This is a genomic window from Blastococcus sp. TF02A-35 (assembly GCF_004571075.1).
GTDB lineage: Bacteria > Actinomycetota > Actinomycetes > Mycobacteriales > Geodermatophilaceae > Blastococcus.
In genome coordinates this window covers 1-12,971 of record NZ_SPQP01000065.1, presented here as the reverse complement: position 1 = coordinate 12,971, position 12,971 = coordinate 1, and the positions used below count along the sequence as shown (strand labels likewise).

Annotated in this window: 16 protein-coding genes; 7 read left to right on the top strand and 9 right to left on the bottom strand. The window is 73.9% G+C overall.

Annotated elements, in window-relative coordinates; all coding sequences use genetic code 11:
- Both E4P43_RS19065 and E4P43_RS19060 read right to left on the bottom strand, forming a co-directional pair.
- A partial coding sequence (locus E4P43_RS19065; RefSeq protein ID WP_209313973.1) for a hypothetical protein occupies positions 1-899 on the bottom strand: 899 nt, incomplete at its 3' end.
- A 74-nt stretch (positions 900-973) separates the two neighbouring features.
- Positions 974-1,393: an ArsI/CadI family heavy metal resistance metalloenzyme gene (locus E4P43_RS19060; protein WP_135147096.1), complete on the bottom strand. Its 420-nt coding sequence runs from the start codon at positions 1,391-1,393 to the stop codon at positions 974-976.
- A gap of 107 nt (positions 1,394-1,500) precedes the next feature.
- Between E4P43_RS19060 and E4P43_RS19055 the strand changes: the two genes are divergently transcribed.
- From E4P43_RS19055 to E4P43_RS19045, 3 genes are read left to right on the top strand one after another with little or no spacing between them, the layout of a single operon-like run.
- Positions 1,501-1,863 (top strand): metalloregulator ArsR/SmtB family transcription factor, encoded by a 363-nt coding sequence (locus E4P43_RS19055; RefSeq protein WP_135147095.1) that lies wholly within the window; start codon positions 1,501-1,503, stop codon positions 1,861-1,863.
- Positions 1,860-2,960, top strand: a complete 1,101-nt coding sequence (arsB, locus tag E4P43_RS19050; protein ID WP_135147094.1) for an ACR3 family arsenite efflux transporter — start codon at positions 1,860-1,862, stop codon at positions 2,958-2,960. Before E4P43_RS19055 ends, arsB begins: the two co-directional genes overlap by 4 nt.
- Positions 2,957-3,364 carry an arsenate reductase ArsC gene (locus E4P43_RS19045; protein ID WP_135147093.1) on the top strand — a complete coding sequence of 136 codons (408 nt, stop codon included), beginning with the start codon at positions 2,957-2,959 and terminating at the stop codon, positions 3,362-3,364. Before arsB ends, E4P43_RS19045 begins: the two co-directional genes overlap by 4 nt.
- On the opposite strand, the gene E4P43_RS19040 is transcribed toward E4P43_RS19045, so the two are convergent.
- Genes E4P43_RS19040 through E4P43_RS19030 form a run of 3 tightly spaced genes read right to left on the bottom strand, consistent with a single transcriptional unit; the run spans position 3,348 to position 4,954 of the window.
- Positions 3,348-3,857 (bottom strand): DUF4334 domain-containing protein, encoded by a 510-nt coding sequence (locus E4P43_RS19040; RefSeq protein ID WP_245159262.1) that lies wholly within the window; start codon positions 3,855-3,857, stop codon positions 3,348-3,350. The two genes, E4P43_RS19045 and E4P43_RS19040, sit on opposite strands and share 17 nt — an antisense overlap.
- Complete coding sequence (locus E4P43_RS19035) at positions 3,854-4,063, bottom strand: DUF4177 domain-containing protein (protein WP_135147092.1); 210 nt, start codon at positions 4,061-4,063, stop codon at positions 3,854-3,856. Before E4P43_RS19035 ends, E4P43_RS19040 begins: the two co-directional genes overlap by 4 nt.
- A 15-nt stretch (positions 4,064-4,078) precedes the next feature.
- Positions 4,079-4,954 carry a lysophospholipid acyltransferase family protein gene (locus E4P43_RS19030; protein ID WP_209313972.1) on the bottom strand — a complete coding sequence of 292 codons (876 nt, stop codon included), beginning with the start codon at positions 4,952-4,954 and terminating at the stop codon, positions 4,079-4,081.
- A gap of 201 nt (positions 4,955-5,155) precedes the next feature.
- Here E4P43_RS19030 and E4P43_RS19025 point away from each other — a divergent pair, with 201 nt between their 5' ends.
- Complete coding sequence (locus E4P43_RS19025; protein WP_135147091.1) at positions 5,156-6,625, top strand: alpha/beta hydrolase; 1,470 nt, start codon at positions 5,156-5,158, stop codon at positions 6,623-6,625.
- A 22-nt stretch (positions 6,626-6,647) separates the two neighbouring features.
- On the opposite strand, the gene mgrA is transcribed toward E4P43_RS19025, so the two are convergent.
- Entirely contained in the window at positions 6,648-7,682 is a 1,035-nt protein-coding gene (gene mgrA, locus E4P43_RS19020) for an L-glyceraldehyde 3-phosphate reductase (protein ID WP_135147090.1), read from the bottom strand.
- 116 nt (positions 7,683-7,798) lie between these two features.
- Between mgrA and E4P43_RS19015 the strand changes: the two genes are divergently transcribed.
- The 3 genes from E4P43_RS19015 to E4P43_RS19010 are packed head-to-tail and all read left to right on the top strand — an operon-like array spanning position 7,799 to position 10,978.
- Positions 7,799-9,328, top strand: coding sequence for an alpha/beta hydrolase (locus tag E4P43_RS19015; protein WP_135147089.1), 1,530 nt, complete (start codon positions 7,799-7,801; stop codon positions 9,326-9,328).
- A gap of 22 nt (positions 9,329-9,350) precedes the next feature.
- Positions 9,351-9,521: a hypothetical protein gene (locus E4P43_RS20090; RefSeq protein ID WP_167759251.1), complete on the top strand. Its 171-nt coding sequence runs from the start codon at positions 9,351-9,353 to the stop codon at positions 9,519-9,521.
- The gene (locus tag E4P43_RS19010; RefSeq protein WP_135147088.1) at positions 9,518-10,978 is read left to right on the top strand and encodes a serine hydrolase domain-containing protein; all 1,461 of its coding nucleotides are present in this window, start codon (positions 9,518-9,520) and stop codon (positions 10,976-10,978) included. The genes E4P43_RS20090 and E4P43_RS19010 overlap by 4 nt, the downstream gene beginning before the upstream one ends.
- Here E4P43_RS19010 and E4P43_RS20085 read toward each other — a convergent pair.
- The 3 genes from E4P43_RS20085 to E4P43_RS19000 all read right to left on the bottom strand — a co-directional run bounded on the left by E4P43_RS20085 (position 10,939) and on the right by E4P43_RS19000 (position 12,635).
- Positions 10,939-11,103 carry a hypothetical protein gene (locus tag E4P43_RS20085; protein WP_167759250.1) on the bottom strand — a complete coding sequence of 55 codons (165 nt, stop codon included), beginning with the start codon at positions 11,101-11,103 and terminating at the stop codon, positions 10,939-10,941. The two genes, E4P43_RS19010 and E4P43_RS20085, sit on opposite strands and share 40 nt — an antisense overlap.
- A 43-nt stretch (positions 11,104-11,146) precedes the next feature.
- Complete coding sequence (locus tag E4P43_RS19005) at positions 11,147-12,019, bottom strand: alpha/beta hydrolase (protein WP_135147087.1); 873 nt, start codon at positions 12,017-12,019, stop codon at positions 11,147-11,149.
- A 64-nt stretch (positions 12,020-12,083) separates the two neighbouring features.
- Positions 12,084-12,635, bottom strand: a complete 552-nt coding sequence (locus E4P43_RS19000) for a hypothetical protein (RefSeq protein ID WP_135147086.1) — start codon at positions 12,633-12,635, stop codon at positions 12,084-12,086.
- Between the last annotated feature and the right edge of the window lie 336 nt (positions 12,636-12,971).

The following is a 12,971-nucleotide window of genomic DNA, read 5'->3' as shown; positions in this document are numbered from 1 at the left end:
TGCCGGGACGGCGGCCCTGGCGCACGGCCTCCTCGACTTTCGCGACCACCTTCCTCGCGCTTGAGCGCCGCCGCCGCCTCGGCGGCGTCGCGCTCGGCCTCGGCGAGCCGGTCGGCCAGCTCCTCCACCCGCGCCTGCAGCTCCGACCGCCGGGCGGCCAGCTCCTCGGTCGCCCGGCGGTGCTCCTCGAGGACGGACTCCGCCTCCTCGGCCGCGGCGGTCGCCTCGTCGGCCGCCTCCTGCGCCGCCGCCAGCTCGCGACGGCGCTTCTCCTCGGCGGCGCGGCGACGCTCCTCCTGCTCGCGGCGACGGCGGTCGGCGGCGGACTCCTCGTCGTCGTCCGCCTGCGTCTTGGTCGCCCGGGTCCGCTCGCGCTTCGCGGCCGGCTCCGGCGGCGGCACCAGGCGCAGCTTCGGGCGGCCGGTCGCCTCGCCCATGCCGCTGTAGGACATCGGGCTGGTGAGCCGGCCGGTGAGCAGGTCCTCCCCCGCCCCCGGGTCGGACATCGCGGCCCGCAGCGTCTCCTCCACCTGGGTGGCGACGGCGGTGCTGACCGGGTGGCCGCGCTCGGCGGCGATCGCCCGGGCCTGGCGGGTGAGCGCCGCGAGCAGCTGCCGGCGCTGGACGTCGAGCGCCTTGAGCTGGTCGCCGGCGAGGTTCTGCTGGGCGTCGCGGAGCAGGTCGCCCAGCTCCACCAGCCCCTCGATCTCCTCGCGGTGGGCGCGCACGAGCAGGTTGCAGACCCAGGCCGCTGTCGAGGGCTTGGGCAGCGCGCCGATCGCCTTGGCCAGCGCCTTGTCGCCGGCGGCCTTCGCCTCGTCCTGGCGGGCGGTGCGCGCGGCGACGAACTCCTCGGGCACGACCTCGTAGAGCTCGTCGGCGACGTCGTCCAGGTCCACCGCCACCTCCTCCAGTACTGCGAACTCGTGGTGATCAGCGCCTGATCACCACGAGTTCGTAGCACTCGTCGCGCTCAGCAGCAGGCCGGGTCGCGCTGCGCGGACGTCGCGCCCTCCAGGTCGGGGCGGGCGTCGGCGGTGACGGTGTAGACCTCCCACCGCTCGGCACCCGGTCCGGTGACCCAGACCTTGTCCTGGACGGCGTGGCAGCAGGTGGTGCCCGGCTCCTCCAGGGTGGCCAGGCCGGCCTCCGCCAGCCGCGACGTGGCGGCGGTGACCTCCTCGGTGGAGGGCACCTCGACGCCGAGGTGGTCCATGCGGGTGGTCTCCCCCGGCTCACCCTCGAGCAGGACCAGCTTCAGGGGCGGCTCCACGACGGCGAAGTTGGCGTAGCCGGGACGGCGCTTGGCCGGGGCGGTGCCGAACAGGCGCGAGTAGAAGTCCACCGCCGCCTCGAGGTCGGCGACACGGAGAGCGAGCTGGACACGGGACACGAGGACCTCCTGGGAGAAGACATCGACGGTTGTCGATGCATGGTCCGAGAAGGAACACCACGCATCGATGCTTGTCAATACGACGACGATCGTTATGATCGGCGCCGATGTCCGCGACCGAGGAGCTGACGATGAGCGAGCCCGGCCTGGCGTGCTGCACGCCGCTGTCCGGCACGGCGATGTCCGCGGAGCAGGCCGAGCAGGTCGCCCCGCTGCTGAAGGCGCTGGCCGACCCGGTGCGGCTGCGGCTGGTCAGCCTCATCGCCTCCAGCGCCAGCGGCGAGGCGTGCGTCTGCGACCTCAACGACGCGTTCGACCTGACCCAGGCCACCATCAGCCACCACCTCAAGGTGCTGCACTCGGCCGGGCTCCTCGACCGCGACAAGCGCGGAGTGTGGGTCTACTACGCGGTGCGGCCCGAAGCGCTCCGCGCCGTCGCCACCCTCTTCACCACGGCCGTGCCGGCATGAGCGACGCCGTCCGCGAGGACGCGCGCACCGACGTCCCCGCCGACGCCCCGGTCCTGGAGCGGCTCTCGACCCTCGACCGGTTCCTGCCGGTCTGGATCATCGCCGCGATGGCGCTGGGGCTGGCGCTGGGCCGCTGGATCCCGGGCCTGGACGACGCGCTCTCGGCGGTGGAGGTGGGCGACGTCAGCCTGCCGATCGCGATCGGCCTCCTGCTGATGATGTACCCGGTGCTGGCCAAGGTGCGGTACTCCGAGCTGGACCGGGTCACGGGCGACCGGAAGCTGCTGGGCGCCTCCCTGGTGCTCAACTGGGTGATCGGCCCCGCGCTGATGTTCGCCCTGGCCTGGCTGCTGCTCCCCGACCTCCCCGAGTACCGCACCGGCCTGGTCATCGTGGGCCTGGCCCGCTGCATCGCGATGGTGCTGATCTGGAACGACCTGTCCTGCGGTGACCGCGAGGCGGGCGCCGTCCTGGTGGCGCTGAACTCGGTGTTCCAAATCCTCGCCTTCGCCGTGCTCGGCTGGTTCTACCTGCAGGTGCTGCCCGGCTGGCTGGGCCTGCCGACGACGTCGGCGGAGTTCAGCTTCTGGGCCATCGTGGCCTCGGTCGGCGTCTTCCTCGGCATCCCGCTGGTAGCCGGCTTCCTCACCCGGACCATCGGCGAGCGGACCAGGGGCCGCGACTGGTACGAGGACTCCTTCCTGCCGAGGATCGGCCCCGTCGCCCTCTACGGGCTGCTGTTCACGATCGTCATGCTCTTCGCACTCCAGGGCGACGCCGTCACCTCCCAGCCGTGGGACGTCGCCCGCATCGCGCTGCCGCTGCTGGCCTACTTCGCGCTGATGTTCGGCGGCTCGTTCCTGCTCGGCATGCGGCTCCGCCTGGGCTACGCCAAGACCGCGACGCTGGCCTTCACCGCCGCGGGCAACAACTTCGAGCTCGCCATCGCCGTCGCCATCGGCACCTTCGGCGTCACCAGCGGCCAGGCGCTGGCCGGCGTCGTCGGCCCGCTCATCGAGGTGCCGGTGCTCGTCGGGCTGGTCTACGTCGCGCTGCGGGCGCGCCGCCGCTTCTTCCCCGGGGAGGTCGTCCGATGAGGCCGTCGGTCCTGTTCGTCTGCGTGCACAACGCCGGCCGCTCCCAGATGGCCGCCGGCTGGCTGCGCCACCTGGCCGGCGACGGCGTGGAGGTGCGCTCGGCGGGCTCGGTGCCCGGCGACCGCGTCAACCCCTCGGCCGTGCAGGTCATGGCCGAGGTGGGCGTCGACATCTCCGACCAGCGGCCGAAGGTGCTCACCACCGACGCGGTCGAGGCCTCCGACGTCGTCATCACCATGGGGTGCGGCGACGCCTGCCCGGTCTTCCCCGGCAAGCGCTACCTGGACTGGCCGCTCGACGACCCGGCCGGTCAGGGCGTCGAGGCGGTCCGGCCGATCCGCGACGAGATCGAGCGCCGGGTGCGCGGGCTGCTGGCCGAGCTGGGCGTCAGCCCTCGCGGCTGAGCAGGAAGAAGAACGGGGCGGGCAGGCCGCGCAGGTCCATCAGGCCCAGCACGGTGCGGTCGTCGACCCGGCGGAAGACGTCGATGATCGGCAGGGCGTCGTAGACCATCGCCGCGGTGACGACGCCGCGGTGCTCGACCTCGCGCAGCCGGGCCCGCGGCCGCGTCGTCGTCAGCAGCGGGCGGACGGCGGCGAACGCGGCGCGGGCGACGCGCGAGTGCGCGAGGCCCGGCCGGTCCCGCAGGACGCTCACCGGGACGAGCGCCGGGTCCACCGGACGCGGGCCCGACCGGGTGCGGAACAGCAGCGGGTGCACCGTCTCCGCGTCGACGAACTCCTTGCCGTACCAGCCGTAGGACTCCAGCAGCCCGTCGAGCGGGGACCCGGTGGGCACCCCGCTGCCCCGCCACCGGCCGACCATCTCCGCAGCGGCGACCGGCGCCAGCGCGTCGAACCTCGCGAGCGCCTCGACGGGGGTGCCGACCGCGGTCACGCGACCGGGCGCTCGAACGTGACCAGCACGCCCTCCACCCCGCCGGGACCGATCCGGCCCTTCACCTCGACCGACGTGATGGCCTTGAGCTGCCAGCCCTCGCGGGCGTGCTCGTTGAGCAGCCTCTCCAGCTTGCCGCCGGACATCTTGCCGCCCATGAGCCCCTCGCGGAGCTCCTCGACCTTGTACTCGTACCGAGCCGCCATGCCTGCATCCTCCCCTCAGCCCAGCACCGGAAGGGTCCGCTTCGCCGCCAGCCGGTCCATGCCGGCCTGGATGACCGACTCCACCTCGTCGTAGATCTTCTGCACGTAGGCCTTGTCCTCGGCCCGCTCGGGGTCGGTGTCGACCTCGATCGGGTCGAGCAGCTCGGTGCGGATCTTGGCCGGGAGCGGCACGTGCGCGGGGAGGATCTCCACCGCGATCGGGAACGGGAAGCCGGCGATGATCGGCAGGTTGGCCCCGCGCAGCGTCTTCTTCAGCCCGGTGACCTTGTCGACGGCGTTGGCCAGCCACTTGCCCTCGGACAGCACGAACACGGTGTCGTGGCCGCCCACGGTGGCCACCGGCAGGATCGGGACGCCGGAGCGGATCGCCTGCTTCACGAAGCCGGTGCGCCCACCCAGGGTGGCGATGTCGCGCTTCCACCAGCTGCGCATCGAGTCGACCTCGCCTCCGGGCCAGACCACGACGTCCTCCCCCTGGGCCAGCGCCGCGCCCACGCTCTTCCGGTTCGCGGCGATGACGCCGACCGCCCGGAAGTAGTCCCCGAGGCCCGGGGCCGCCATGAGCACGTCGTGCGCGGTGCCGTGCAGCGTCCGCTTGCCGTCGAAGTGCTTCTGCCAGGCGTAGACCAGCGACCAGGCGTCCATGGTCAGGGCGCCGCCGGAGTGCACGCCGATCACCAGGCAGGTGCGGTCGGGTACCCGCTCCCAGCCCTCCACCTCGACGCGGAAGTAGTACTTCTCCAGGAAGTCGACGACCGGCTGCTGCAGCTTCAGCAGCGTCTCGTTCGGCGGGTGCGGCTCCATCGCGGCACCCACGCGCCACTGGATGAGGCGCTGGAGGATGTTCGGCTGGTCGGCGTCGTCGCCCACGGTGTGCTCCCTCGTCTCTGAAGGACCGGCGCGCCGGGGAGGCGCGTCGTGAAGCACCAACGGAGCGGCCACCCGGCGGTCACGGTGCCGAAGGGGCTTTCTCGTCCCCGATCAGGCGCTTCACCGGTGATCGTGACACGGATCACTGATGTGTACCGTCCGGCCCATGGCGCCAGACGGGTGCCGGGACGGAGACGGAGCGTGACGAAGAGGTCGGGCCGCGGCGGCAGGGCGGCCGTCGTGCTGGGAGCGGCGCTGATGGCCGTGTCGGTGGTTCCCGGGGTGGCGGCCGCCGCCCCCTCGAAGCAGGCACCACCCCTGCTCCCCATCGTGTTCGTGCACGGCAACAGCGGCTCGGCCGCGCAGTTCGAGACGCAGTTCCAGCGGTTCACCAGCAACGGCTACCCGCAGGAGCTGCTGTTCGCCTACGAGTACGACACCAGCGGCTCGGACAACACCGCCGCGGTGGCCGGTCTGGCGCCCTTCATCGACGGCGTGCTCGACCGGACCGGGGCCGACCAGGTCCTGCTGGCGGCCCACTCCCGCGGGACGGCGGTCAGCCAGACCTACCTCGCGGACCCGGCGCAGGCCGCCGAGGTCGCCCGCTACGTCAACCTGGACGGCCGCAGCGCGCCCGCCGAGCCGGGCGGCGTGCCGACGCTTGCCGTGTGGGGCGAGTGGCAGTCGCCGCCGACCCCCCGCCGCGGCACCGTGGGCTCGGTCGTCGGCGCCGAGAACCTCTACAACCCCGACCTGGGCCACACCGAGACGGTGTCCTCGGCCCGCACCTTCGGCGAGATGTACGAGTTCTTCACCGGCTCGGCGCCGCGCACCACCGACGTCGTCCCCGAGCCGCCGGGCCAGGTGACCGTCGCCGGCCGCGCCGTCCTCTTCCCGGAGAACCAGGGCTTCGCCGGCGCCACCCTCCAGCTGTGGCGGGTGGACCCGGCCACCGGCCGGCGGGCGACGGCGAAGCCCGAGCAGACGTTCGCCATCGGTACGACCGGCGCGTTCGGCCCGGTCAAGGTCAACGGGCGGCACACCTACGAGTTCGCCCTCGTCCGGCCCGACGGCTCGGTGCACCACTTCTACCAGTCGCCGTACACGCGCTCGGACCACTTCGTGCGGCTGAACAGCGCCCTCACCGGCACCGGCCTGGAGCGCTTCGTCCCCCGCAGCGAACAGCACGTGAACGTCTCGCTGATCCGGGCCCGGGAGATCTGGGGCGACCAGGGAGCGGCGTCGGACTCCATCCGGGTCGACGTGCTCGGTGACGCCGTCGCCCCCCTGGAGGTCGCCACCCCCGTGACGACACCCCGCTCCAGCACCCCCGGCAGCCCGCTCGGCCAGGTCGGCGAGGTCAACGCGCTGTTCCTGACCGACGTCGGCCCGCGCACCGGTCCGACGACGTACGGGCCGCCGGACCGGTCGACCGACCTGTCGAAGGGCGACCTCTTCCCGTTCAACACCCTCACGTTCCTGAACGGGGTCGACGCCTACCTGCCCTCCTCGCCGCAGGGCCGTGAGCCGATCCGCATCGAGGTGCGACCGCGCGGCGGCGGGGCCACCGAGGTGATCACCGTGCCCGGCCTGGCCTCGACCGCCGACCGGATCTCGGTGACCCTGCGCGACTCGACGCAGAGCTCGTACGGGTTCCCGGCCGGACGCTGAGCGTCCGCGCACCGGGGCCGGCTCAGGCCCCGGTGCGCGGCGCCTCCCAGAGGTCGATGCCGCTGTCGACCGCGTGCTGGTCGATGGCCGCCAGCTCGTCCGCGGAGAAGGACGGGTTCGCCAGCGCGCCGACGTTCTGCTCCAGCTGGCCGACGCTGCTGGCACCGACGAGGACCGTCGTCACCCGCTCGTCCCGCAGCGCCCACGCCAGCGCCATCTGGGCCAGGCTCTGGCCGCGCGCCTGCGCCATGTCGTTCAGCGCGCGCACGTGGCCCAGCGCCTCCGCGGTGAGCAGGTCGGTCGACAGCGACTTGCCCTGGCTGGCCCGCGAGCCCTCCGGCACGCCGCCCAGGTACTTGTCGGTGAGCATCCCCTGCGCCAGCGGGGAGAACGCGATGCAGCCGGCACCGACGTCGGCGAGGGTGTCCAGCAGCCCCTCGGTCTCGACCCAGCGGTTGAGCATGGAGTACGAGGGCTGGTGGATCAGCAGCGGCGCCCCGAGGTCGGCCAGGATCGCCGCGGCCTTCGCGGTGTCCTCCGGCGAGTAGGAGGAGATGCCCGCGTACAGCGCGCGCCCGGAGCGGACGGCGGTGTCCAGCGCCCCCATCGTCTCCTCCAGCGGCGTGGTCGGGTCCGGCCGGTGCGAGTAGAAGATGTCGACGTGGTCCAGGCGCATCCGGCGCAGCGACTGGTCCAGGCTCGACAGCAGGTACTTCCGCGAGCCCCCGCCCTGGCCGTACGGGCCGGGCCACATGTCGTAGCCGGCCTTCGTGCTGATCACCAGCTCGTCGCGGTAGGGGCGGAAGTCGTCGTCCAGGTGCCGGCCGAAGTTGGTCTCCGCCGAGCCGTAGGGCGGCCCGTAGTTGTTGGCCAGGTCGAAGTGGGTGATCCCCAGGTCGAAGGCCCGCCGGAGGATGGCGCGCTGCCGGTCGAAGGGGACGTCGTCGCCGAAGTTGTGCCACAGCCCGAGGCTGATCACCGGCAGGTCCAGCCCGCTGCGGCCGGTCCGGCGGTAGGTCATGGCGTCGTAGCGGTCGTCGGCCGCGGAGTAGGGCATGTCCCTGATCCTCGTCGCCGCAGGCCGGTGGCGCAGTACCTGTGTCGGGAGGTAACCGGATCCGGTGCGGCTCGTTGGACCACGGCACAGCCCTCCCCCGCCGTCGAGGAGTCCGCATGCGCCGCCCCCTCCCCCGTGCCGCACTCGCCCTCGGCGCCGCCGTCGCCGTCGTCCTCGGCGGGACCTCCGGCGCCGCCGCCGCACCGGCCGACCCGGCACCCGGGTCCCCCGCCTACCTGGCGCGGGACGCGCAGAACATCGCCGACGCCCACGGCCGGCAGACCGCGCCCGACGGTCAGCTCTCCCCCGCCTACCTGCCGGCGCTCGTGGCGGCCACCACGCCGCAGTTCGCCGGTGACCTGCTCGCCCAGGCCGCCCGCCCGAACCGGCCGGCGCTCACGCCGGGCCAGCTCGTGCCCGGCTGGAACAGCGGCAACCCCTACCGCGCCGGGTGGGACGGCACCCGCGGCGAGATCACCCCGGTCTCCTTCACCAACCGCTACGGCGCGCTGGTCCAGGGCGACGTCTTCTCCCCGCTCCCCGGCGCCACCGACCCCTACACCGGCGAGCCGCTGCAGGGCCCGTTCCCCGGTGTCGTCCTGACCACCGGCTCGGTGCAGGGCAGCGAGCGGATGTACTGGTGGCTGGCCCAGGACCTCGCCGAGCGCGGCTACGTCGTCCTCACCTACGACGTGCAGGGCCAGGGTCGCAGCGAGACGTTCCCGCACCAGGGCGACCCCGCCGACCTGCCCTACTGCTCGCTCGCCGCGGCCCCGCTCGCCGGCGAGGAGACCGGCTGCCCCGGTGTGCCGTTCCAGCAGACGTCGAACTTCGTGTACGGCACCCAGGACGCGATCGACTTCTTCCTCTCCACCCCCGAGGCGCCCTACGCCAACCCCTCGGCCGGCAGCGCCGAGGTGGACGCGTTCAACCCGCTCTGGGCGTCCTTCGACCGCTCCCCCGACCCCGGCACCGTGACGCCGGGACGCACCACCCGGCTGGCCGTCGTCGGCCACTCCCTGGGCGCGCTCGCCGTCTCCTACCTGCAGGGGGTCGACGAGCGGATCCAGACCGTCGTCGCGCTGGACAAGCTGCAGTCGAGGGCGTCGATCCGCGGCGAGGACGAGTTCGACGCGCTCGGGGAGTCCCGCCCGGTCGTCCCGGCGCTCGGCCTGCAGTCGGAGTACGGGTTCACCGTCGCCCCCTACTTCGCGAACTCCGGCCTGTTCGAGGAGGCCGGCGCCGGCTCGCCGACCGAGGCCCCGGACCCGCGCCGCGAGCTGGCCACCGGCTACGACGCCTGGACGGCCAGCGGCGTCGACTCGATGGTGGTCGTGCCGCGCGCCTCCACGCACCTGGAGTACACCGACATCCCCTACGTCCTGCCGGCGTCCCGCTACGGGCAGGCGGTCTCCAGCGTCTACACGCAGGCGTGGCTGGCGAAGTACCTGCGGCACGACCCCTCCGCCGACGACGTCCTGCTCGGCACGGAGCTCGAGTACCTGGAGCCGGACGCGACCGGCACCTGGCGGCCGCTCACCCTCGACCGGGACGAGAACCTGTCCTTCTACTTCTGCTCCGGCTACTCGGTCACCACCGCCGAGGGCGCCGCCCGCGACGACGACCTGACCGGCGTCGGCTGCTGACCGACCGGCCTAGGGTGGGGCCATGCTTCGCCTGATCGGGCTCCTGCTGGTCGTCTGGCTCGCCGTCACCGTGGTCGGCGCCGTGGTGAAGGGGCTGTTCTGGCTCGCCGTGGCCGGAGCGCTGCTCTTCGTCGCCACCACCGCGGTCGGCTGGGCCAAGCGGGACGACCGGGCCCTGCCGCCGGGCCGGTGACGACCGACCGTCTCGGGACGCAGACCGCGACCGTCCGCGCCGCCGCGGACTACCTCCGTTCCTGGGTGGCGGCCCAGGCCGCGCACCGCCGGGTGCCCGGCGTCCAGGTGGCGGTCCGCTCCGGCGGCGAGCTGGTGCTGTCGGCCGCGGTCGGCGTCGCCGACGTGGTCACCGGGGAGCCGCTCACCTCCGACCACCTGTTCCGCGTCGCCTCGCACTCCAAGACGTTCACCGCGACCGCCGTCCTGCAGCTGGTCGAGGCCGGCCGGATGCGGCTGGACGACCCGATCGCCGACCACGTGCCGGAGCTGGCCGGCTCCCCGGTCGGGCGGGCCACCGTGCGCGAGCTGCTCGGGCACCAGGCCGGCGTGGTCCGGGATGGCGAGGACGCGGACTTCTGGCAGCTCGGCATCCCGTTCCCGGACCGCACCGCGCTGGTCGACGAGGTGCTCCGGTCCGGCGCGGTGCACGCCCGCAACGAGCACTTCAAGTACTCCAACGTCGGCTACGGGCTCCTCGGCCTGGCGGTCGAGGCGGTCACGGGCACGTCGTTCGCCGAGCACTGCCGGACGGCGATCACCGAGCCGCTGGGGCTGACCCGCACCGGCGCCGAGCTGGACCCGGCGCGGGCCGGCGAGTACGCGGCCGGCCACACCGGGCTGCTCCTGGGTGAGGACGCCCGGGAGACGATCGAGCACGTCGACACCCGCGCGATGGCCGCCGCCACCGGGTTCTTCTCCACCGCCGAGGAGCTGTCGGCCTACGGTGCCGCGCACGTCCTGGGCGACGAGCGGCTGCTGACCGACGACTCCAAGCGGCTGATGCAGCGGCTGGAGTCGGTGGTCACCGCCTACGGCAGCGAGGTCGGCCGCTACGGCCTGGGGATGGAGCTGCTGACCGTCGGCGACCGGCAGCTGGTCGGGCACAGCGGCGGCTACCCCGGGCACATCACCCTGACGCTGGTCGACCCGGTCGGGCAGCTCGTGGTCAGCGTCCTGACCAACGCCGTCGACGGGCCCGCGCACGACCTCGCCGTCGGCCTGGTCAAGCTCGTCGACGTCGCCCTCGCTCCCCGGGCGGAGCTGCCGCCCCCGCCGCCCGGGGTGCGCCCGGCGTCGTTCACCGGCCGGTTCGCCTCGCTGTGGGGTCTGCTCGACGTCGCCGAGCTCGGCGGCCGGCTGGTGCTCCTGCGCCCGACCGCGCCGGACCCGCTGCCCACCGTCGAGGAGCTCCAGGTCCTCGACGACCGCACCCTGCGCGTGGCGCCGCAGCCCGGCTTCGGCGCCTCCGGCGAGCGGGTGCCGGTGCAGCGCGACGGGGACGGGCGCGTGGTGTCCGTGCGGCTGGCGGGCGTGACCAGCGTGCCGGTCGAGGAGTTCCGCCGGCGCAGGTCGGCGATGACCCGGACGGGCTGGGCTCAGTCGCCGTCGGCGTCGCCGCCCCCACCGTCGGCGTAGCGCAGCGGGTCCCCCGGCCACCCGGTCGGGGCCTCTTCCGGCAGCGCGTGCACCTCCACCTGGTCGGCGGCGGCGACGGGCGTCAGCAGGTCCTCGGCCGGGACGGCGTACGGGCTCTCGCTCATGGCTGCAGCGTCGCCCGGTGCGGGACGCGTGTCCAGGGGCCGGTCAGCGCGCCGGCACCACCCGGTCCAGCCAGGCCAGCAGGTCGGTGACGACCTCGTCCCGGTTCGTCTCGTTGAAGACCTCGTGCCGGGCGCCCTCGTAGGCCTTCAGCGTCACGTCCTGCAGCCCGGTCTCCTGGAGCCGCTGGACCAGGGCGTGCACGAGCGCGAGCTGCCCGTTGAGCGGGTCGGCGTCGCCGACGACCACGTACACCGGCAGGTCGGGGCGCACCCCGCGCAGCCGCTCGGGGTCGGCCACCTGCCGGGCGGACACGAACATCTGCTTGTTGTCCGGCGCGGAGAGGCCGAAGCCGCAGCGCGGGTCGGCGACGTAGGCGTCGACCTGGGCCTCGTCCCGGGAGAGCCAGTCGTAGTCGGTGCGCGCCGGCGCGAACGGGGCGTTGAACGCCGACAGGTCGGTCGGCCCGTCCAGGTCGAGGGCCGGCTCCAGCAGGTCCAGGGTGGTGGTGCCGGAGAGCACCAGCCCGGCGAGCTCCCCGCTGTGGTCGAGCACGTACTGCTGGGCGGCGAAGGAGCCCATGCTGTGGCCGAGGAGCACCAGCGGCAGGTCCGGGTGGTCGGCGCGCACCAGCTCGGTCACCCGGCCGATGTCGCGCACCAGCTCGTCCCAGCCGCCGGGGCCCAGCTCGCCCCACCGCCCGTCCTGGGCGGTCGCGCCGTGGCCGCGGTGGTCCTGCCCGACGACGACGAAGCCGGCGTCGGTCAGGTTCGCCGCGAGCGCCTCGTAGCGGAGCAGGTGCTCCCCCATCCCGTGGGTCAGCTGCACGATCCCGCGCGGCGGACCCGCCGGGTCCCAGCGGTGCACCGTGACCAGGACGTCGTGCGCGGAACGGACCTCGAGCGTCTGCGTCGGCATGGCGGGAGGCTACGACGGGACGCGGCGGCGCCGCCTCCGCAGCCGGCGCCGCCTCCCGTGCGGGTCAGTCGCCCTCGGGGCCGCGGTCGCGGGGGCCGTGGCCGCCGCGGACGGGGGCGTCGCTGTTCACCCGCTCGGTGACCCGCTCGGCCACGTCCGCCAGCCGCTCGTCGGCCTCCTCCTGGGTGAGCCGGCCGTCCTCGACGGCCTCGGCGACCCGCTCCTCCTCGGCCTCCACCAGCGCCGCGACGAGGTCCTCGACCGGCACGTCCTGCGACTCGGCGACCTCGGCCAGCGTCGTCCCGTCGGCCTCCAGCGCGGTGCGCAGCTCGTCCTCGGTCATCCCGAGCGCGGTGGCCGCGGCCTCCAGCCCGGGCTCACCACCGTGGTGGCCGCCCCGGCCGAGGCCCGCCTCGCTCAGCGTCGTCGCCACCTCGTCGGCCTGCTCCTGGCTGATCGACCCGTCGTCGACCAGACCCGACAGCGCCTCGGTGATCCGCTCGACGGCGGAGCCGGAGCCGGTCCCGGTGTCCGCGGCCAGGGCGGGCACCGCCACGGCGAGACCGGTCAGGCCGAGGACGCCGGCGGTGGTCGCGACGACGAGCTTCCTGCGCATGTGCACTCCTTCTCCCGGGCCGGGGTCCTCCCCGGCCGTCAGGGACCGAGGGTCGGTCGCCCGGCTGTGACGGACCTGTGCCGGCCCCGTGGGCCCGCTGTGGGTCCGCAGCGCCGCGCGCACCCAGGAGCCCCCCAGCCGGGACCCAGCACCGTCGGAGGCGGGCGGGACACCGTCGGGCCATGGACGACGACCCGCGCAGCTGGCTCTTGGGACTGCTGCACGGATCGGTGACAGGTTGGGTCAGGCTGCCTGCGCGGCCATTGTGGGCACGATGGTCTCGTACTCGATGGGCGTGAGTCGACCGAGGGCGTCCTGACGCCGCCGGCGGTGGTA